This is a genomic window from Streptomyces sp. NBC_00029 (assembly GCF_045160505.1).
Classification (GTDB): Bacteria; Actinomycetota; Actinomycetes; order Streptomycetales; family Streptomycetaceae; genus Streptomyces.
The window spans coordinates 4,323,478-4,341,383 of sequence record NZ_CP108292.1 but is presented as its reverse complement, the minus strand read 5'-3'; the positions used below and the strand labels follow the sequence as shown (position 1 = coordinate 4,341,383).

The following is a 17,906-nucleotide window of genomic DNA, read 5'->3' as shown; positions in this document are numbered from 1 at the left end:
TTGGTCCCATGACCAGCAGCCCCTTGCTCCATCTCCCCGGCGCCGTACCGGCCGAAGGCCGTGACGAGGGCGTCGCCGCCCACTACGGCGAGCTGTACGGCGAACAGCGCGCCCTCGCGGAAGGGCGCGGCTTCGTCGACCTCTCGCACCGCGGAGTCGTCACCGTCACCGGGCCGGAGCGCCTGAGCTGGCTGCACCTGCTGCTCACCCAGCACCTCACCGAGCTGCCCGCCGGGCAGGCCACCGAGGCGCTGATCCTCTCCGCGAACGGCCACATCGAGCACGCGCTGTACCTCGTGGACGACGGCGAGACCACGTGGGCGCACGTGGAGCCGGGCACCCAGGGCGACCTGATCGCCTACCTGGAGTCCATGAAGTTCTTCTACCGCGTCGAAGTCACGGACCGCACCGAGGAGTTCGCGGTCGTGCACCTGCCGGCCGGCTCCATCGCCGAGGTCGCCAAGGAGCACGTCGTACGGGAGACCGCGCACGGCCGTGACGTCTTCCTGCCCCGCGCCGAACTGGAGGCCTTCGCGGCCGGGCACGGCCCCGCCGCCGGACTCCTCGCGTACGAGGCCCTGCGCGTCGAGGCGCACCGGCCGCGGCTCGGCCTGGAGACCGACCACCGCACCATTCCGCACGAGCTGGGCTGGATCGGCACCGCCGTGCACCTGCAGAAGGGCTGCTACCGCGGCCAGGAGACGGTGGCCCGCGTCCACAACCTGGGGAAGCCCCCGCGCCGTCTGGTCTTCCTGCACCTGGACGGCTCGGAGGTGCTGCTCCCGGCGCACGGCACCCCGCTGCGGCTCGCCGCGGACGGGGAGGAGGGCCGCCAGCTGGGCTTCGTGACCACCGCCGTCCGCCACCACGAGCTGGGCCCGATCGCGCTCGCCCTGGTCAAGCGCAACGTGCCGGTCGACGCGCCGCTGCTGGCCGGGAAGACGGCCGCCGCGCAGGAGATCGTCGTAGCCCCGTAGCCCGTTAGCTCCGGAGCCGGGACGTCCTAGACGTCGATGACGATGGTGAACGGGCCGTGATTGGTCAGCGAGACCCTCATGTCCGCGCCGAACCGGCCCGTCTCAACCGTCGCGCCGAGCGCGCGCAGCTGCGCCACGATCTCGTCGACCAGCGGTTCGGCCACCGGGCCGGGAGCGGCCGCGTTCCAGGTGGGCCGGCGGCCCTTGCGGGCGTCGCCGTAGAGCGTGAACTGGGAGATGACCAGCAGCGGGGCGCCGTTGTCGCTGCAGGACTTCTCGCCCTCCAGGATCCGTACGGACCACAGCTTGCGCGCCAGCACCGCCGCCTTCTCCGGGGTGTCGTCGTGGGTCACCCCCACCAGCACGCACAGCCCCTCGCCGACGATCTCGCCCACGGTCTCGCCGTCCACGACGACGCTCGCGCCGTCGACCCTCTGCACCACTGCTCGCATACCACCTGTGTATCAGGCTTGCACCCGTCCGGGGCCGATCGGGTGGAGTGGGACTGCACGGGGACCACGGAGAGTGGCACGATGCACGCAGGCGGTGCGGGTACGCCGCACCGGTCGAGGGGACGGACCCGAACGCATGAACACTTCTGGTACCTCCGTACCTGCATCACCCGCCTCCGTCGCAGCTGCCGCGGTCCGACCGCCCGCGCAGCGCACGGCCGAGACGCAGGGGCCGCAGGCCCCGACCACTGCCCTCGGGCTGCCGGAACTGCGCGCGCTGCGCCGCGACGCGCAGCGCGACGAGGCCGATCTGAGCTATGTGCGCAGACTGCTCCAGGGCCGCATCGACATCCTGCGCGCGGAGCTGGCCCGGCGGACGGACCCCGAGACGCCGGTGGTGGACCGGCTCTCGGTGATCCTCGCCGACGCCCCCTCCAGCCGCAGCGCCTCGGCCCGGCACGTCACGCTCGGTACCCCGCACAGCGAGGAGTACCGGCTGCTGGCGGCCGAGATGCTGTCCGACGTGGAGCTCTCGGACCTGGGCGCCCGTACGGACGGCGAACTGCACGACGGGATGGCGCGGCTGGTGCGCTACGAGCAGCAGGTCTCGCGCCGCCGCCAGCAGCTCCAGCGCACGGTGGACGACTGCAGCGCGGAGATCACCCGGCGGTACCGCGAGGGCGAGGCGCAGGTGGACGACCTGCTGGCGTAGAAATTCGGGCGACCGGCGGCGGTCGGGAGATTAGCGTGGGCGGCTATGAGTGCTGACGTCCGGCCGATCGCCGAATCCGAACTCCCCGATTGGGTGCGCGCGGTGCACACCGGCTTCCTCACCGTGGCCCGGGTCACCGACTCCGACATCGCCCAGAGGGCCAAGTACAGCGACTTCTCCCGCATGCAGGGAGCGTTCGACCCCGACAGCGGCCGGTGCGTGGCCGCGCTGCGTTCGTTCCCGCAGGAGCTGACCGTGCCGGGCGGGGCGGCCGTCCCCGCCACCGCGATCTCCAGTGTGGGCGTGCTGCCCACCCATCGCCGCCAGGGTCTGCTGACGCGGATGATGGCCGCCGAGTTCGCCGCGGCCGCGGCGCGCGGCGATGCCCTGGCGACGCTGATCGCCGCCGAGTACCCGATCTACGGGCGGTACGGTTTCGGGCCCGCCACCTCGCTCGTGGAGTGGGAGATCGACGTACCGCGCACCGGGCTGGACCGGAGGCTGTCGGCGCCCGTGGACGGCGGGCGGATCGAGCTGGTGGACGTCGAGGACGTGCGTCGGGTGGGGCCCGGGCTGCACGAGCGGCTGCGGGCGGTCACACCCGGGGTCGTGAACCGGGACGAGCGCTGGTGGAGCCTGGCGACCGGTCTGGAGGAGTGGTCCTACCGCCCCTACAAGGGAAAGTTCCACGCCGTGTACCGGACGGCGGAGGGGGAAGTGACCGGTCTCGCCGTCTACACCGCCGACGACCACTGGGCGGACGCGAAGGTGCCGCAGAACACCGTGCAGGTCGTGGACCTGCTGGCGGTCACCCCGCAGGCGGAGCGGGCGCTGTGGCAGTTCCTGTGTTCCATCGACTGGGTGCAGAAGGTCCGCACCGGCTACCGGGCCCCCGACGACCTCGTCCCGCAGCTGCTGCCCGACCCGCGGTCGGCGCGGGTCGTCTCCGCTGCGGACTTCCTGTGGGTGCGGGTGCTGGACGTCGTACGGGCGCTGGGCGCGCGGACCTACGAGGTGCCCGGGGCGCTCGTCCTGGAGGTCACGGACGAGGCGGGGCCGGCGGCGGGCCGCTACCGGCTGGACGCGGGTGCCGGCACCTGCGGGCGGACGGAGGAGGCGGCGGACCTGCGGCTGGACGCGGGCGCGCTGGGCTCCCTGTACCTGGGGGACACCTCGGCGGCGCGGCTGGCGGCGCTGGGCCGGGTGGGCGAGGAGCGGCCGGGCGCGGTGGCGCTGGCCGACGCGGTGTTCCGTACCGCGCGCCGCCCGTGGTGCCCGGACGTCTTCTGACCGTCCCGGACGACTGCGCACCCATCGGCTCAGGCCGAAGACCGAGTACCGAGTACCGAGGACCGAACTCTGTGACATCACTTGTGGAATCCCTGCGCGCGGCGGGCTGCGTGTTCGCGGAGGAGGAGGCCGAGCTCCTGACCGGGGCCGCCACCGGCGCGGACCACCTGGCGGAGCTGCTGGCCCGCCGGGTGGGCGGCGAACCGCTGGAACACGTCGTCGGCTGGGCGGAGTTCTGCGGGCTGCGCATGGAGGTCGGCGCGGGGGCCTTCGTACCGCGCCGGCGCACCGAGTTCCTGGTGCAGGAGGCGGTGGCGCTGGCCCCGCCCGGCCCGGTGGTGCTGGACCTGTGCTGCGGGGTCGGGGCCCTGGGCGCGGCGGTGGCCGCGCAGCTGACGGGCGGCGTGGAGCTGCACGCGGCGGACATCGACCCGGCGGCGCTGGTGTACGCGCGGCGCAACGTGGCCGCGTACGGCGGCCGGGTGTGGGAGGGCGACCTGTACGCCGCGCTCCCGTCGTCGCTGCGCGGCCGGGTGGACGTGCTGGTGGTCAACGCCCCGTACGTGCCGACGGAGGAGATCGGCCTGATGCCGTCGGAGGCGCGGGAGCACGAGCCGCTGGTCTCGCTGGACGGCGGGGCCGACGGTCTGGACGTCCACCGCCGGGTGGCGGCGGGCGCCCTGCCCTGGCTGGCTCCGGGGGGTCACCTGCTGATCGAGACGAGCGCCCGCCAGTCCCCGTCGACGGCCTCGGCCCTGGCCTCGGCGGGTCTGACGGTCCGGGCGGTCACGTCGCAGGAGCTGTACGCGACGGTGGTGATCGGCCGGGCCTGACCCGGCCCGCCGGTGGGAGATGTTGCAAGCAGCACGCTTGCAATAGTTAGCAGAGTCGGGCAGGATCTCAGCATGGCATCGCTCAACGTCGGAAATCTCGGCGAGTACCTCCGTGAGCAGCGTCGGCAGGCCCAGCTCTCGCTGCGCCAGCTGGCCGAGCAGGCGGGGGTGTCGAATCCGTACCTGAGCCAGATCGAGCGCGGGCTGCGCAAGCCGAGCGCGGACATCCTGCAGCAGCTGGCCAAGGCGCTGCGGATCTCCGCGGAGACGCTGTACGTGCAGGCCGGGATCCTGGACGAACGGGACCCGGACGAGGTGGAGACGCGGGCCGTCATACTCGCCGACCCGTCCATCAACGAGCGGCAGAAGCAGGTGCTGCTCCAGATCTACGAGTCGTTCCGCAAGGAGAACGCGCTCGATGCGCCCGCCGACGAGATGCCGTCGAAGACGAACTGAAGTTGATCCGGGAGGACCAGCACATGGCCATCGCCGATGACCTGAAGAAGACCCTCACCGACCCCACTCCCCTCTACTTCGCCGCAGGCACCGCCGACCTGGCCGTGCAGCAGGCCAAGAAGGTGCCCGACCTGATCGAGCAGCTGCGTGCCGAGGCCCCCGCGCGCATCGAGGCCGTGAAGAACACGGACCCGAAGGCCGTTCAGGACGCGGTCACCGCCAAGGTCGCCGAGGTGCTCGGCGCGATCGACCCGAAGAAGCTCGGGGAGACCGCCCAGGACCTGGCCCTGCGCGGTGTCGGCGTGGCCGCCGAGTACGCGGTGCGCGCCAAGGAGACGTACGACAAGGTCGCCGTGCACGGCGAGCAGGCCGTGCGCAGCTGGCGCGGCGAGGTCTCCGCGGAGATCGTCGACATCGCCGTGGCCGTCGAGCCCGAGACGGGGACGCAGGCCGGGGCGGAGCCGGCGTCGGAGCCGGTGGCCGAGGCCGCCGCCGACGAGAAGCCCGTCGCGAAGAAGTCCCCCGCGCGCAAGAGCACGGCCAAGAAGGTCGCGGTCACGGCGGACGACGCGAGCTGAAGCGCAACCGCATGAGCGACGGCGGGCCGGGCACCCTTCAGGTGCCCGGCCCGTTGTGGTTCATGAAAGGGCCCGTGCCGGTAGCGTGGAGTCGGGTGGCACCGAAAGTGCGAAGCGGAAGCTGAGAAGGCGGTCGAAGCGATGTTGATGGAAGGGTTCGATCGAGGGGTGATCCCGTTCCTCGGGCTCGCCATGCTGGTGCTCGCCGTTGTGGCCTTCGTGTTCGCGCTGGTGGCGCGGGAGGACGCGTACCGGGCGGCCGGCAAGCAGAGCAAGACCTTCTGGCTGGTCATCCTCGGCGTCACCGTGGCCGTGGACTTCTTCCTGGGAATGCTGTTCCTGCAGATCGCCGGCCTCGTCGCGACCATCGTGTTCTTCGTCGACGTGCGCCCTGCCCTCAAGCAGGTCTCGGGCGGGGGCGGCCGGCGCGGCGGCAGCAGCAGTGACGGGCCGTACGGGCCCTACAACGGCGGCCGGTGACCGGAGCCCCGGCCGGGCTCAGCCCTCGGCGCGGGAGAGCAGGACCACGGCCACGTCGTCGGTGAGCTCGCCGCCGTTGAGCCGGCGCGCCTCGGTGACGGAGGCCTCCAGCAGGGCCTCACCGCTCAGACCGCGGTCCAGGTGGCGGTTGATCATGTCGACCATCCCGTCCTGGCCCAGGCGTTCCTTGCCCTCGCCGATGTGGCCCTCGATCAGGCCGTCGGTGTAGAGCATCAGGCTCCAGCTGCCGCCGAGCTCCACCTGGCGGCGCGGCCAGCGGGCCCTCGGCAGCAGCCCGAGGGCCGGGCCGCTGTTCTCGTACGGGAGCAGCTGCGCACGGCGGCCCGGCCGGGAGATCAGGGGTGCCGGATGGCCGGCCAGGCACAGGCCGGCGCGGCGTCCGTCCGGGGCGATGTCGACCGTGCACAGCGTCGCGAAGATCTCCTCGCACGGCCGCTCCACCTCCAGGACCTCCTGGAGGGTGGCCAGCAGGTCGTCGCCGCAGAGGCCGGCCAGGGTCAGGGCGCGCCAGGCGATGCGGAGCTCGACGCCGAGGGCGGCCTCGTCGGGGCCGTGGCCGCAGACGTCGCCGATCATGGCGTGGACGGTGCCGTCGGGGGTGCGGACGGTGTCGTAGAAGTCACCGCCGAGCAGGGCCCGGCTGCGGCCGGGGCGGTAGCGGGCCGCGAAGCGGAGGTCGGAGCCCTCCAGCAGCGGGGTCGGGAGCAGACCGCGTTCCAGCCGGGCGTTCTCCTGGGCGCGCAGTTTCGATTCTGCAAGCTTGTACTGGGCGATGTCCGCCCGTTTTCTCTCCACGGCGTAGCGGATGGCGCGGCTCAGCAGCCGGCCGTCCAGCTCGTCCCGGAAGAGGAAGTCCTGGGCGCCGACGCGGACGGCCTCGGCCGCGCGCTCGGCGTCGTCCTCGTCGGTGAGCACGAGGACGGCGTGGCGCGGGGCGATGCGCAGGACCTGGCGGAGGGCGACCAGCCGGTCCACGGCGGTGGCGGTGGCCGTGCCGTTGCCCGTGCCGCCGGCGGTGCCGTTGACCGTGCCGTTGGCCGCGGCTCCCGGCGTACGGGCGCTGGTGTCCGGGAGGGACAGGTCCAGCAGGATGCAGTTCACGTCGGGCGTGAGCAGCCGCTCGGCCTCGGTGAGGTTGCGGGCGGTGCGGAGCCGGATGCGGTGGCCGTCGGCGTCGAGGATCTCGGGGACGGTGAGACCGCCGGCCGGATCGTCCTCGATGACGAGGAGGGTCAGCGCGGTGGCGTGAGGGGTCGCCTGCGCGACGCCCGTGGCGGCCGGGGCCGGGGCGGCGGTGTGCAGAACGGCCTGACCGCTCTCCGTGGCCGGGGTGTCCCTCTGCCGCGGTACGGGTACGGGCATCGTCTCCGGTTCCTTCCCTCCCCCCGAGGGTGCGCTCGTCCGGCAGACCCTAGCGGTCCCTGCCCGGCAAACGGAATGCCGTTCTTGGCGAAGGCCTCCGTCATATGCGGTTATCGCGGGGGAAAAACGGCCTCACTGGATGACAAAGGTCACGGCGGGGCGGCGTTTCGTCCCGTCCAGCGAGACGTGTCCCGGCCGCTGCGGGTTCCCTCCGCTTCGGACCGGTCGCGGATCGCTGCGCCCCGGCGGCGGGGCGCAGGCCGGACCGGGGGCGAAGGCGGAGGCAAGGCCGGGGGCGCAGGCGGGACGGGGGCGGGATGCCGGGCCGTGGCGCGCCCGGGCACGCCTGCGCATGCGTGCCCGCCTGCGCGCCCGCGCACGCACCGGCCCGGCATCCCGCCCCCGTGTGCCGGGCAACCCCGCAGGGGCTTACGCGTCGGGGCGGACCACTGCCTTGATCGGCATCGAGCCCGCGCCCGCCATCGTCACGTCCCGGCCGGGCCGCGGGGCGTGGACCATCGCGCCGTCGCCGACGTACATGCCGACGTGGGTCGCGTCGTCGAAGTAGATGATCAGATCGCCCGGGCGCATGTCCTTCAGCGCGACCTTCGGCAGCAGCCGCAGCTGCTCCTGCGAGGTGCGCGGGATGCCCCGGCCGGCCGCCAGCCAGGCCTGGGAGGTCAGGCCGGAGCAGTCGAACGAGCCCGGACCCGTCGCGCCCCAGCGGTACGGCTTGCCGATCTGGGCGGTGGCGAACTGCACGGCCCGCTTGCCCGCGTCGGTCGCCGAGCCCTTGACGTCCTTCATCGCGCCCGTCGACAGCCACGCCGTCTGCGCCCTGTACTGGGCTTCGTGCTCCAGCTGGATCAGCTTGGCCTTCTCCTCGGCCTCCAGCTTGCTCTCCAGCCCCTCCGCAGCCTTGATCTTCTCCTCGATCTGCTTCTTGGCGCCCTCCTGCTTGACCCGGTTGGCCTCCAGGGTGGCCCAGCGCTCGTTCGCCTCCTGGGCGTAGTCCACCAAGTCCTGCTGGGTGCGGTCCAGTTCGGAGATCAGGCCCGAGGTGGCCTTCTCGCCCTGCCGCAGCCGGCCGGCCCCGTCGAGGAACTCGTTCGGGTCGTCGCTCAGGGCCAGCCGCGCGCCCGGCGGCAAGCCGCCCGAGCGGTACTGGGCGCGAGCGGCGGCGCCGGCCCGGTTCTTCAGGGTGGAGATCTTCTCCTTGCCGGCGACGATGAGATTGGCAATCTCGACGATCTTGTCCGACTGGGCCTTGGTCTCGGCCTCGGCGAGGTTGTAGGCGTCCGTGGCGGTGCCCGCCTGCCGGTACAGCTCCTCGATCTCCTTGCGGACCTGCTCCAGGGACTTCGCGCCCGGCTCGGGCAGCGGAGCCGCCGGAGCGGCGGGCGCGGCCGGTGCCACCGGTGCCGCGTGGGCCAGGCCCGTCGCGAGGCCCGGCGCCGTCAGTATCGCCATCGTGCAGAGCAGCACGAGTGAGCTTGCGCCTCGCCGTCGCCTTACGGCTCCCATGGTCCCCCCAGGCACCCGAGCCAGATCCCGTATCAGATCTGACTATTCATCAGTAACTTCTCACTGCCATCGGGATGGTGCCACGAGTCGATGAAATCCAACACCCTTGTGGACGGCGTTCCGATCTTGTCCGCCCCAACGGACGCCCGCCCCCAGCCCCGCACAGCTCAACGGCCCACCCCCGTCACCGGTTCCCCGGAACACCGCATTCACGCCACTTCACCCCACCGGGCGCAACGCCTCCCAGGGCAGCGTCAGTTCCCCCTGCCGCCACCGCCGCGGCCCGTCCACCAGCGGCCAGTCGCCGGCCAGGGCCCGTGCCGTCCGGATCCAGCGCTGCCGCGCCCCGTACGAGGCGTACGGAGCCGCCGCGGCCCACGCCCGGTCGAAGTCGCGCAGGAACGCGTGCACCGGCTCGCCCGGCACGTTCCGGTGGATCAGCGCCTTCGGCAGCCGCTCCGCCAGGTCGGACGGACGCTCCAGGGACCCCAGCCGGGTCGCGAAGGTCACCGTGCGCGCCCCCTCCGGACCCAGTGCCACCCACACGTGCCGCCGCCCGATCTCGTCGCAGGTCCCCTCCACCAGCAGCCCGTCCGGGGCCAGCCGTGCGCACAGCCGCGCCCAGACCTCCGTGACCTGCTCCTCGTCGTACTGGCGCAGAACGTTCGCCGCGCGGATCAGCGCCGGGCGGGCCCCGCCGTCCAGTGGCACCTCGAAGCCGCCGTGCCGAAAGCTCAGCCCCTCCCGCTCGTACGGCTTCGCCCCCGCCACCCGCGCCGGCTCGATCTCGATGCCGACCACCCGTACCCGCGGAGCCGCGTCCCGCAGCCGCGCCAGCAGCTCGACCGCGGTCCAGGGCGCGGCCCCGTAGCCGAGATCGACGGCGACCGGTGCCTCCGCGCGCCGCAGCGCGGCCCCGTGGGTGGCCGCGATCCAGCGGTCCATTCGGCGCAATCGGTTCGGATTGGTCGTTCCGCGGGTCACCGAGCCCACGGGGCGGCCGGGCGCGCGGCTGGGGGGCGGGGTACTGCGGGAGGCCATGAGCCGAGGGTAAGCGGAGGGTACGCACACCATGAAAACCGTGCGACGGACCACTGCCGCACCCCTGACGCACCACTGAAGAGGAGGAAACCTCCAGGAAAAACGGACACCCCGGAATGCGGGGCACGGCCATCCGGGTTGCACTCCTTGCAGGGCGCCTTCCGCGCTCCCGCCGTCATGCCGTCCGGCATGCCGTCCGAGCGTCGTGCGCGCGCCGTCCGAGCCGAGAGGACTGGTCCCTTGAGCCAGTACGTGTCCCGCCTCAGTGGTCGACTCGCTGCCGCCCGTGCCACCCGCCACGACCCGCCCCGGCTGCGCCTGCCGGCCGTCGGCCACCACCGCAAGCCGCGCCGCGTGGCCATGCTCAGCGTGCACACCTCACCGCTGCACCAGCCCGGCACCGGCGACGCCGGCGGAATGAACGTCTACATCGTGGAGCTGGCCAAGCGGCTCGCCGCGATCAACATCGAGGTCGAGATCTTCACCCGGGCCACCACCGGCGGGCTGCCGCCCGTGGTCGAGCTGGCCCCCGGGGTCCTCGTACGGCACGTGGACGCGGGCCCGTACGAAGGCCTCGCCAAGGAGGAGCTCCCGGCCCAGCTGTGCGCCTTCACCCACGGCGTCATGCAGGCCTGGGCCGGCCACCGCCCCGGCTACTACGACCTCGTCCACTCCCACTACTGGCTCTCCGGCCACGTGGGCTGGCTCGCCGCCGAACGCTGGGGCGTCCCGCTCGTGCACGCCATGCACACCATGGCGAAGGTCAAGAACGCGGCGATGGCCGAGGGGGACACGCCCGAGCCCGCCGCCCGCGTCATAGGCGAGACCCAGATCGTGGCCGCCGCCGACCGGCTCATCGCGAACACCGCCGAGGAGGCCGACGAGCTCGTCCGGCACTACGAGGCGGACCCCGGCAAGGTGGCCGTCGTCCACCCCGGCGTGAACCTCGACCGCTTCACGGTCGGCGACGGGCGGGCCGCCGCCCGTGCCCGCCTCGGCCTGCCGCAGGACGCGGTCATCCCCCTCTTCGCCGGGCGGATCCAGCCGCTGAAGGCCCCCGACATCCTGCTGCGCGCCACCGCGGTCATGGTCGACCGGGACCCGTCGCTGCGCCGCCGCCTCTTCGTCCCCGTCGTCGGCGGTCCCAGCGGCAGCGGCCTCGCCAAACCGGAGGGGCTGCAGAAGCTCGCCGCGAAGCTCGGGATCGCCGACCTCGTGCACTTCCACCCGCCGGTCGCGCAGGACGGGCTCGCGGACTGGTTCCGGGCGGCGTCCGTCCTGGTCATGCCCTCCTACAGCGAGTCCTTCGGCCTCGTCGCGATAGAGGCCCAGGCCGCCGGTACGCCGGTGCTCGCCGCCGAGGTCGGCGGACTGCCCGTCGCCGTCAACGACGGGGTCACGGGGATCCTCGTACCCGGGCACGACCCGGTGGACTACGCGCGGGAGCTGCGGCGCTTCGTGGACGAGCCCGGGCTCGCGGACCGGATGGGCGCCGAGGCGGCGCGGCACGCGCAGTTCTTCGGCTGGGACACCGCTGCGAGCGGCACGGCCGACGTCTACACCGCGGCCATGCATGATCATCGTCGTCGCGTACGCTCCCACCATGGCTGACACCGCCGAGATCATCGAGAGCGCGCTCACCGCCGCGGAGCTGAGCTGGGAGAGCCCCGAGCCGGGGTCCTACGTCGTCCAGCTCCCCGGCACCCGCAAGCTGAGCACCACCTGCTCGCTCAAGATCGGCCGGCATTCGCTGTCGGTCAACGCCTTCGTGATCCGGCACCCCGACGAGAACGAGGCGGGCGTCCACCGCTGGCTGCTGGAGCGCAATCTCAAGCTGTACGGCATGGCGTACGCGGTGGACCGCCTCGGCGACATCTACCTCACGGCGCGGCTCCCCCTGTCCGTCGTCGACCCGGACGAGCTGGACCGGCTGCTCGGCACGGTCCTGGAGGCGGCGGACGGCTCCTTCAACACCCTGCTGGAGCTGGGCTTCGCGAGTGCGATCCGGCGCGAGTACGCATGGCGGGTCTCGCGCGGCGAGCCGACCTTCAACCTCGACGCGTTCAAGCACCTGACGCAGCCGTCGTAGCCCCGTCCGGGTCCGGGCGGGTCCGGGCGCCGCGGGCCGGGCGGGACTCTGACGACAGGACCTAAGGGCTGTCCCGTAATCCCCGGCGGGCGCACGACGCCAGCTACGGCACCTCGCTGCGTTGTCGGATCGCCCGAATACACCCGGTATGAGCACGACCCTCCGCCTTGCGATGCACCGCATCTGACGCCGTGCGCTGACCCACCGCGGATTACGGGACAGCCCTTAGGCCACGCCGGCCGCCGCCGAGGGCTTCGCCGCCGCCCCGGCCTCGCCCGCCGCGTCGGCGGACACCCCGGCCGCGTCCGTCGGCACGCGCGCCCCGGCAGCCACACCCACAGCACTCTCGGGGAGGCTGCGCATCAGCAGCCAGTAGCCGGCCGCCGCCACCGTGCCCAGCACGCCCGTCGCCCCCCACAGCCAGCCGGCCCCGAGCCGGTCGATCAGGACGCCCGCCATCAGCGGCGCCACCAGCGCGGCCACCGACCAGGACATCGAGTAGACGCCCTGGTAGCGCCCGCGGCCGTGCACCGGCGAGAGCCGCACGACCAGGCTCATCTGGGTGGGCGAGTTCACGATCTCCGCGAGCGTCCACACGCACACCGTCAGCGCGTACGCCCACAGCGGCCCGGCGAAGGCCGTCAGCGCGAACCCGTACCCCGCCAGCAGCGCCGAGATCACCAGCAGCCTCTGCGGGTCGCGGTGCTCGATGAACCGGGTGACCGGGATCTGCAGCAGCACGATCAGCAGTCCGTTCACGGCGACGACCAGTCCGTAGTCCCCGGGCGAGAAGCCGGCGGCGCCCATGGCGACCGGCAGGCCGACCGACCCCTGTGTGAAGATCAGCGAGATCAGGAACGACAGCCCGACGACGCCCATGAACCGCCCGTCGCGCAGCACCGTCCCGAGCCCGATCGCGGGCTCCGCCGCGGCCCCCTCGCCCGCATCGGCCGGCGCGCCCTCGGGCCGGGACTCGGGCACCTTCACGAAGACCAGCACCGCGCAGGCCAGCGTCAGCGCCGCCTCACCCAGGAAGCCGGCCAGGTAGCTGTACTCCGCGATCAGGCCCGCCGCCATCGCGCTGACGGCGAAGCCGAGGTTGATGGCCCAGTAGTTGAGCGCGAAGGCCCGTACGCGGTCCTCGGGGCGGACGATGTCCGCCATCATCGCCGCGACCGCCGGCCGGGAGGCGTTCGAGGTCATACCGACCAGCAGGGCCACGGCCGCGATCGCCGCCGGGTGTTCCATGAAGCCGAGCAGTGCCACCGAGAACGCGGTCGAGGCCTGGGCCGCGAGCATCGTGGGGCGGCGCCCCAGCCGGTCGGTCATCACACCGGCGACGAGGGAGGAGATCACACCGCCGAGACCGTGGAGGGCGACCACGAGTCCGGCGAAGGAGGCCGAGTAGCCCCGGTCCAGGGTCAGGTACAGCGTCATGAAGGTGGCGACGAAGGCACCGAGCCGGTTCACCAGGGTGCTCGCCCAGAGCCACCAGAAGGCCCGGGGCAGCCCCGAGACGCTCTCCCGGGCGGCTTGTGCCAAACGGGCAGCGGACATGAAGGATCCCCCCGGCGGTGTAAGCATCACTCGTACGCGGTGCACATTACGAGTGGCGGGGATCTGGGCGCCACTCGATTGACGCGTGCCGTCAATCCGGCGGGACCGGGCACCGCGCGCGAGCTCCAGGGGGCGTCCACTAGGCTCGTGCGCATGGCCGACGCACCGTACAAGCTGATCCTCCTCCGCCACGGCGAGAGCGACTGGAACGCGAAGAACCTGTTCACCGGCTGGGTGGACGTCAACCTCACCGAGAAGGGCGAAAAGGAGGCGGTCCGCGGCGGTGAGCTGCTCAAGGACGCCGGCCTGCTGCCCGACGTTCTGCACACCTCCCTGCAGAAGCGCGCCATCCGCACGGCGCAGCTCGCGCTGGAGGCCGCCGACCGCCACTGGATCCCGGTGCACCGCTCCTGGCGCCTGAACGAGCGCCACTACGGTGCGCTCCAGGGCAAGGACAAGGCGCAGACCCTCGCGGAGTTCGGCGAGGAGCAGTTCATGCTGTGGCGCCGCTCCTACGACACCCCGCCGCCGGTCCTGGAGGACGGTACGGAGTTCTCGCAGTCCGAGGACCCGCGCTACGCGTCGATCCCGAACGAGCTGCGCCCGCGCACCGAGTGCCTCAAGGACGTCGTCGAGCGCATGCTGCCGTACTGGTACGACGGCATCGTCCCGGACCTGCTCGCGGGCCGCACGGTCCTGGTCGCCGCGCACGGCAACTCTCTGCGCGGTCTGGTCAAGCACCTCGACGGCATCTCCGACGCCGACATCACGGGCCTGAACATCCCGACCGGCATCCCGCTCGTCTACGAACTGGACGCCGACTTCAAGCCCCTGAACCCGGGCGGCACCTACCTCGACCCGGACGCCGCGGCGGCCGCCATCGAGGCAGTCAAGAACCAGGGCAAGAAGAAGTAGGCAGAAGCAAGCAGCGCGACCAAGCCCCTGACCTGCCCGAACGGTGCCGGTCAGGGGCTTTTGTCTGCCGTGGGCGCTTAGGATTTCCTGAAGATCGGCTCAGGGGGAGCCGGTCGCGTTTTCGGGGGGAATCCACATGCGAACGACCCACCGCGCCCTGGCCGCGACCGCCGGGGCGCTGCTGCTCTCCGGACTGCTGCCGTTCCAGAGCGCACTGGCCGACGACAAGCTGCCCAAGCTCTGGAACTTCTGCATGAACGGCTCGGGCGGGTCGCTGTTCGACCCGGCGGAGACACCCGTGAAGGTGCCGGGCGGCGAGGACGCCGGGTCAGCCTGCTGGATCAACTTCACCAGCCCCGACTCCGGCAAGAACTGGACCGGCACGGACCTGCGGCTGGCGCTCCCCGCCGAGACGGTGGCCGCCTCGGGGTACTCCGCGCAGCAGCTCGCCCAGATGCTGCTGGTCCGCACCAACTTCTCCGCCACCGAGTTCGGCGAGGACTGGACCGTGCGCCGCTGGACGGTCCACCGGGACGGTGCGATGACGGTGCGGATCCCGGCCTGCACCAACAACTGCACGGGCGTGTTCCTCCAGCTGTCCGGCGCGCCCCGGGAGGGCGGCGCCGAGCTGAAGGCCCAGCTGCAGGCCACTGGCTCCGGCTACGACCCCACCCCGATGCCGATCACGTTCGACTACTACGGGCGCGCCGGCACCAAGCCGGTCACCTTCGGCACTCCCGGCACCTTCGTTCCGGTGACGCCCAACCGGCTGCTGGACACCCGTAGCGGCGTCGGCGCACCGGCGGCCAAGGTCGGTTCCGGCCGGTCGGTGAACCTCAAGGTCGCGGGCCGCGCCGGGGTGCCCGCCGCCGGGGTCACCGCGGTGGTCCTGAACGTGACGGCCACCAACCCGACCGCGGGCAGCTTCGTCACGGCCCACCCGCACGGTGCCGCGCGGCCGACCGCCTCCAACCTCAACTTCACCGCGGGGCGGACCGTCCCCAACCAGGTCACCGTCCCGGTCGGGGCCGACGGCACGGTCGACCTCTACAACCACTCCGGAACGGTCGACCTGATCGCCGACATCAGCGGCTACTACCTGGAGGGCGACTCCGGGCTGCGCTTCACCGGGGTCAGCCCGAAGCGGCTGATGGACACCCGCAACCCCTGGCTGAACCCGGGCACCCCGGAGCGGCCGTTCGGACCGGTCGGGTCGGGCGGGACCATCACCCTGGACGTCGCCGGCAAGTACCCCGGCGCCAGGGCGGTCACCCTGAACGTCACCGCCACCAACCCGACCGCGAGCAGCTTCGTCACCGCCTACCCGCACGGTGCCGCGCGGCCGACCGCCTCCAACCTCAACTTCACGGCCGGCCAGACGGTCCCCAACCAGGTCACCGTCCCGGTCGGGGCCGACGGCAAGGTCGAGTTCTACAACCACTCCGGGACGGTCGGGCTGGTCGCCGACATCAGCGGCTACTACTCCGACACCGGTGCGAAGTTCGTCCCGACCGGCCCCACCCGGGTCCTGGACACCCGTGAGGCCCCGGGCAAGCCGCTCGGCGAGCACAAGGAGCTGGACATCCAGCCCAACTCGTGGAAGCACGGCATCCCCCCGTTCGGGGTCACCGGCGTGACCATGAACGTCACTGCGACCAACGGCACGGCCGGCAGCCACCTGTCGGCCGCCCCCAGCTCGGGCTGCGACCGCTACCAGGGCATGTGGCCGGAGTACTCCAACCTCAACTTCACCGCCGGGCAGACCATCGCGAACGCGGTGACCGGCCAGGTTCCCGAGCTGAACTACTGCGGTGGTCACGTCTGGGCCGACGCGGTGACCATCTACAACCACGAGGGATCCGTGGATGTCGTCGCGGACGTGAGCGGCTACTTCCTCCAGGACTGACCCCGCACGTGCCAGTGGGCGCCGCGATTCTCCCCGCAGGCGGGGGTGTCGCGGTGCCCGCCCCCTCAGGGGCCGGCGGTGGGTGCGTTCTCGCGCCATTCGCGGCCGATCGAGCGGAGCAGCGCCGGGTAGACCCCGAGGTAGCGGAAGGGCTTGATGCCCAGCATGTAGAAGGCGCCCAGGCGGCCGTTCGGCTTCACCAGGACCGTCATCTGGCCGTGGTAGCCGCCGTTGCCGTCCGGGACCCAGCCGATGTGCAGCGCCCCGTGCATGGTCCGGTTCGCGGTCTCCGCCACCCACTCGTCGTGGGTCTGGTAGACGGAGGTGAACGGCGCCGACCGCAGGTCGGGGCCCCGCTCGCCCTCGCGGAGGTCGGCCGGCAGGCGGTCGCGCAGGGTCGGGACCCGGGCGCCGAGCCCGCCGTCCTCCTTGTCCCAGCCGAGCAGCTTGCCGAGCTTCCAGCGGACGGCGAAGAGGACGCGCGCCACGGGGGAGGGGACGGGGTCCCCGGTGCCGGCCGCGAACTGGTGCACCAGGCGCGCGAGGTCATCGGGCCCGCCCGGGGTCGGTAGCGCCCACACGTCCTCCACCTGGAAGTCGCCGGCGATCTCGTGGATCCGCCAGGGGAGCGAGGTGTGCGCGGTCTTGGGGAGTCTCACTGATCGGCCCCTATCTATACGATGCCGTATAGATCGAGGCTAGCACTCATCTATACGGCACCGTATAGAAGGAGAGTCCTGTGAGGAGGAGCACACCATGGGCGCGACCCGCACACCGCGCGTCAAGTGGATCGAGGAAGGGCTGCGGGCGCTGGCCGCCGGCGGTCCCGACGCCGTCCGCGTCGAGTCGCTCGCGCAGGCGCTCGGCGTCAGCAAGGGCGGCTTCTACGGGTACTTCGGCAGCCGCGGCGCGCTGCTCACCGAGATGCTCGACACCTGGGAGCACGAGGTCGCCGAGGCCGTCATCGAGCAGGTCGAGAGCGGCGGGGGAGACGCGCGCGCCAGGCTGGAGCGGCTCTTCGAGATAGCCTCGTCGGCCGACGGACCGGTCAGGGGCACGACGGCCGAGCTCGCCATCCGCGACTGGGCCCGCCGCGACGAGGACGTCGCACGGCGGCTGCGGCGTACCGACAACCGGCGCATGGACTACCTGCGTTCGCTGTTCCGCGCCATCTGCACCGACGAGGGCGACGTCGAGGTCCGCTGCCTGCTCGCCTACTCGCTGCGGATCGGCGAGCACTTCATCGCCGTCGACCACGGCGCGCACACGCGCGCGGAGGTCATGGAACTGACGAAGCACTGGCTCCTGAGGTAGGCGCGCCTCCGGCAGGTGGGCGCCCGTGGGACGGCCCGGTCGTCGCAGGTCTCGAGGGCGACGGCGGCGGAGGCGGCCGCCCGCGCATGCGAAAGGCCCCGGCCGAGGGACTCGGACGGGGCCCGTCGTGCGCGTGGAGCCGGCGGAGGCGATCAGCCGCCGCACTGGCAGGGGGCGCCGGACTGGCAGCCGCAGCCGCAGCCGGAGCCGCACCCGCAGGCCGCGAGCAGCGGCAGCCGCAACGGCTCCGGCCTCGGCAGCTGCTCCTGCTCCGGGGTGATGGGGACGGGGGAATCGGGCATGGTTCCTCCTCGTAGAGGCGGTGCCCCGCGGCATACGGGACTTCGTACGACGACCGCCCTCGCCCTCATTCATGCCCAGCGCCACGGGCGCGTCAAC

At 72.4% G+C, this 17,906-nt stretch carries 19 protein-coding genes; 12 read left to right on the top strand and 7 right to left on the bottom strand.

Annotation, left to right across the window (positions count from 1 at the left end; all coding sequences use genetic code 11):
* Positions 1-8 precede the first annotated feature (8 nt).
* Positions 9-977: a folate-binding protein gene (locus tag OG753_RS20330; protein WP_327263178.1), complete on the top strand. Its 969-nt coding sequence runs from the start codon at positions 9-11 to the stop codon at positions 975-977.
* 26 nt (positions 978-1,003) lie between these two features.
* On the opposite strand, the gene dtd is transcribed toward OG753_RS20330, so the two are convergent.
* Positions 1,004-1,429, bottom strand: coding sequence for a D-aminoacyl-tRNA deacylase (gene dtd, locus OG753_RS20325; protein ID WP_327263177.1), 426 nt, complete (start codon positions 1,427-1,429; stop codon positions 1,004-1,006).
* 136 nt (positions 1,430-1,565) lie between these two features.
* Here dtd and OG753_RS20320 point away from each other — a divergent pair, with 136 nt between their 5' ends.
* From OG753_RS20320 to OG753_RS20295, 6 genes are all read left to right on the top strand, one after another.
* Complete coding sequence (locus tag OG753_RS20320; RefSeq protein ID WP_327263176.1) at positions 1,566-2,141, top strand: AmfC protein; 576 nt, start codon at positions 1,566-1,568, stop codon at positions 2,139-2,141.
* A gap of 45 nt (positions 2,142-2,186) precedes the next feature.
* On the top strand, positions 2,187-3,431 hold the full coding sequence (locus tag OG753_RS20315; protein WP_405789495.1) for a GNAT family N-acetyltransferase: 1,245 nt from the start codon (positions 2,187-2,189) through the stop codon (positions 3,429-3,431).
* A gap of 71 nt (positions 3,432-3,502) precedes the next feature.
* Positions 3,503-4,264: a putative protein N(5)-glutamine methyltransferase gene (locus tag OG753_RS20310; RefSeq protein WP_405789493.1), complete on the top strand. Its 762-nt coding sequence runs from the start codon at positions 3,503-3,505 to the stop codon at positions 4,262-4,264.
* Between the two features lie 72 nt (positions 4,265-4,336).
* Positions 4,337-4,720: a helix-turn-helix domain-containing protein gene (locus OG753_RS20305; RefSeq protein WP_301369610.1), complete on the top strand. Its 384-nt coding sequence runs from the start codon at positions 4,337-4,339 to the stop codon at positions 4,718-4,720.
* 23 nt (positions 4,721-4,743) lie between these two features.
* A complete protein-coding gene (locus OG753_RS20300) occupies positions 4,744-5,298 on the top strand; it encodes a hypothetical protein (protein WP_405789491.1) in 555 nt (184 codons plus the stop codon).
* Between the two features lie 141 nt (positions 5,299-5,439).
* On the top strand, positions 5,440-5,778 hold the full coding sequence (locus OG753_RS20295; protein ID WP_327263172.1) for a DUF2516 family protein: 339 nt from the start codon (positions 5,440-5,442) through the stop codon (positions 5,776-5,778).
* A gap of 18 nt (positions 5,779-5,796) precedes the next feature.
* Here OG753_RS20295 and OG753_RS20290 read toward each other — a convergent pair whose 3' ends face one another.
* The 3 genes from OG753_RS20290 to OG753_RS20280 all read right to left on the bottom strand — a co-directional run bounded on the left by OG753_RS20290 (position 5,797) and on the right by OG753_RS20280 (position 9,726).
* Positions 5,797-7,161 (bottom strand): fused response regulator/phosphatase, encoded by a 1,365-nt coding sequence (locus OG753_RS20290; protein ID WP_327263171.1) that lies wholly within the window; start codon positions 7,159-7,161, stop codon positions 5,797-5,799.
* Between the two features lie 429 nt (positions 7,162-7,590).
* Positions 7,591-8,631, bottom strand: a complete 1,041-nt coding sequence (locus OG753_RS20285) for an NlpC/P60 family protein (RefSeq protein WP_405789489.1) — start codon at positions 8,629-8,631, stop codon at positions 7,591-7,593.
* Between the two features lie 273 nt (positions 8,632-8,904).
* Positions 8,905-9,726 carry a class I SAM-dependent methyltransferase gene (locus OG753_RS20280; protein ID WP_327263169.1) on the bottom strand — a complete coding sequence of 274 codons (822 nt, stop codon included), beginning with the start codon at positions 9,724-9,726 and terminating at the stop codon, positions 8,905-8,907.
* 240 nt (positions 9,727-9,966) lie between these two features.
* Here OG753_RS20280 and mshA point away from each other — a divergent pair, with 240 nt between their 5' ends.
* Both mshA and OG753_RS20270 read left to right on the top strand, forming a co-directional pair.
* Positions 9,967-11,337: a D-inositol-3-phosphate glycosyltransferase gene (gene mshA / locus OG753_RS20275; RefSeq protein WP_383200777.1), complete on the top strand. Its 1,371-nt coding sequence runs from the start codon at positions 9,967-9,969 to the stop codon at positions 11,335-11,337.
* Entirely contained in the window at positions 11,330-11,815 is a 486-nt protein-coding gene (locus tag OG753_RS20270) for a YbjN domain-containing protein (protein ID WP_405789486.1), read from the top strand. Before mshA ends, OG753_RS20270 begins: the two co-directional genes overlap by 8 nt.
* A gap of 225 nt (positions 11,816-12,040) precedes the next feature.
* Here the strand turns inward: OG753_RS20270 and OG753_RS20265 are convergent, their stop codons facing one another.
* Positions 12,041-13,372 (bottom strand): MDR family MFS transporter, encoded by a 1,332-nt coding sequence (locus OG753_RS20265; protein ID WP_405789484.1) that lies wholly within the window; start codon positions 13,370-13,372, stop codon positions 12,041-12,043.
* A 153-nt stretch (positions 13,373-13,525) separates the two neighbouring features.
* On the opposite strand from OG753_RS20265, the gene OG753_RS20260 reads away from it, so the two are divergent.
* Both OG753_RS20260 and OG753_RS20255 read left to right on the top strand, forming a co-directional pair.
* Positions 13,526-14,287 (top strand): phosphoglyceromutase, encoded by a 762-nt coding sequence (locus OG753_RS20260; protein ID WP_109780007.1) that lies wholly within the window; start codon positions 13,526-13,528, stop codon positions 14,285-14,287.
* 136 nt (positions 14,288-14,423) lie between these two features.
* Complete coding sequence (locus tag OG753_RS20255; protein WP_405789482.1) at positions 14,424-16,193, top strand: hypothetical protein; 1,770 nt, start codon at positions 14,424-14,426, stop codon at positions 16,191-16,193.
* A gap of 65 nt (positions 16,194-16,258) precedes the next feature.
* Here the strand turns inward: OG753_RS20255 and OG753_RS20250 are convergent, their stop codons facing one another.
* Complete coding sequence (locus tag OG753_RS20250) at positions 16,259-16,852, bottom strand: DUF2867 domain-containing protein (RefSeq protein WP_405789480.1); 594 nt, start codon at positions 16,850-16,852, stop codon at positions 16,259-16,261.
* A gap of 97 nt (positions 16,853-16,949) precedes the next feature.
* On the opposite strand from OG753_RS20250, the gene OG753_RS20245 reads away from it, so the two are divergent.
* Positions 16,950-17,507 carry a TetR/AcrR family transcriptional regulator gene (locus OG753_RS20245; RefSeq protein ID WP_405789478.1) on the top strand — a complete coding sequence of 186 codons (558 nt, stop codon included), beginning with the start codon at positions 16,950-16,952 and terminating at the stop codon, positions 17,505-17,507.
* A gap of 152 nt (positions 17,508-17,659) precedes the next feature.
* Here the strand turns inward: OG753_RS20245 and OG753_RS20240 are convergent, their stop codons facing one another.
* Positions 17,660-17,809, bottom strand: a complete 150-nt coding sequence (locus OG753_RS20240) for a hypothetical protein (protein WP_327263162.1) — start codon at positions 17,807-17,809, stop codon at positions 17,660-17,662.
* Positions 17,810-17,906 lie beyond the last annotated feature (97 nt).

Bases quoted from the DNA above. Each gene is read 5' to 3' on its own strand.
- OG753_RS20330 (WP_327263178.1), top strand. From the start codon at position 9: ATGACCAGCAGCCCCTTGCTCCATCTCCCCGGCGCCGTACCGGCCGAA.
- dtd (WP_327263177.1), bottom strand. From the start codon at position 1,429: ATGCGAGCAGTGGTGCAGAGGGTCGACGGCGCGAGCGTCGTCGTGGAC.
- OG753_RS20320 (WP_327263176.1), top strand. From the start codon at position 1,566: ATGAACACTTCTGGTACCTCCGTACCTGCATCACCCGCCTCCGTCGCA.
- OG753_RS20315 (WP_405789495.1), top strand. From the start codon at position 2,187: ATGAGTGCTGACGTCCGGCCGATCGCCGAATCCGAACTCCCCGATTGG.
- OG753_RS20305 (WP_301369610.1), top strand. From the start codon at position 4,337: ATGGCATCGCTCAACGTCGGAAATCTCGGCGAGTACCTCCGTGAGCAG.
- OG753_RS20300 (WP_405789491.1), top strand. From the start codon at position 4,744: ATGGCCATCGCCGATGACCTGAAGAAGACCCTCACCGACCCCACTCCC.
- OG753_RS20295 (WP_327263172.1), top strand. From the start codon at position 5,440: ATGTTGATGGAAGGGTTCGATCGAGGGGTGATCCCGTTCCTCGGGCTC.
- OG753_RS20290 (WP_327263171.1), bottom strand. From the start codon at position 7,161: ATGCCCGTACCCGTACCGCGGCAGAGGGACACCCCGGCCACGGAGAGC.
- OG753_RS20285 (WP_405789489.1), bottom strand. From the start codon at position 8,631: ATGGCGATACTGACGGCGCCGGGCCTCGCGACGGGCCTGGCCCACGCG.
- OG753_RS20280 (WP_327263169.1), bottom strand. From the start codon at position 9,726: ATGGCCTCCCGCAGTACCCCGCCCCCCAGCCGCGCGCCCGGCCGCCCC.
- OG753_RS20270 (WP_405789486.1), top strand. From the start codon at position 11,330: ATGGCTGACACCGCCGAGATCATCGAGAGCGCGCTCACCGCCGCGGAG.
- OG753_RS20265 (WP_405789484.1), bottom strand. From the start codon at position 13,372: ATGTCCGCTGCCCGTTTGGCACAAGCCGCCCGGGAGAGCGTCTCGGGG.
- OG753_RS20260 (WP_109780007.1), top strand. From the start codon at position 13,526: ATGGCCGACGCACCGTACAAGCTGATCCTCCTCCGCCACGGCGAGAGC.
- OG753_RS20255 (WP_405789482.1), top strand. From the start codon at position 14,424: ATGCGAACGACCCACCGCGCCCTGGCCGCGACCGCCGGGGCGCTGCTG.
- OG753_RS20245 (WP_405789478.1), top strand. From the start codon at position 16,950: ATGGGCGCGACCCGCACACCGCGCGTCAAGTGGATCGAGGAAGGGCTG.
- OG753_RS20240 (WP_327263162.1), bottom strand. From the start codon at position 17,809: ATGCCCGATTCCCCCGTCCCCATCACCCCGGAGCAGGAGCAGCTGCCG.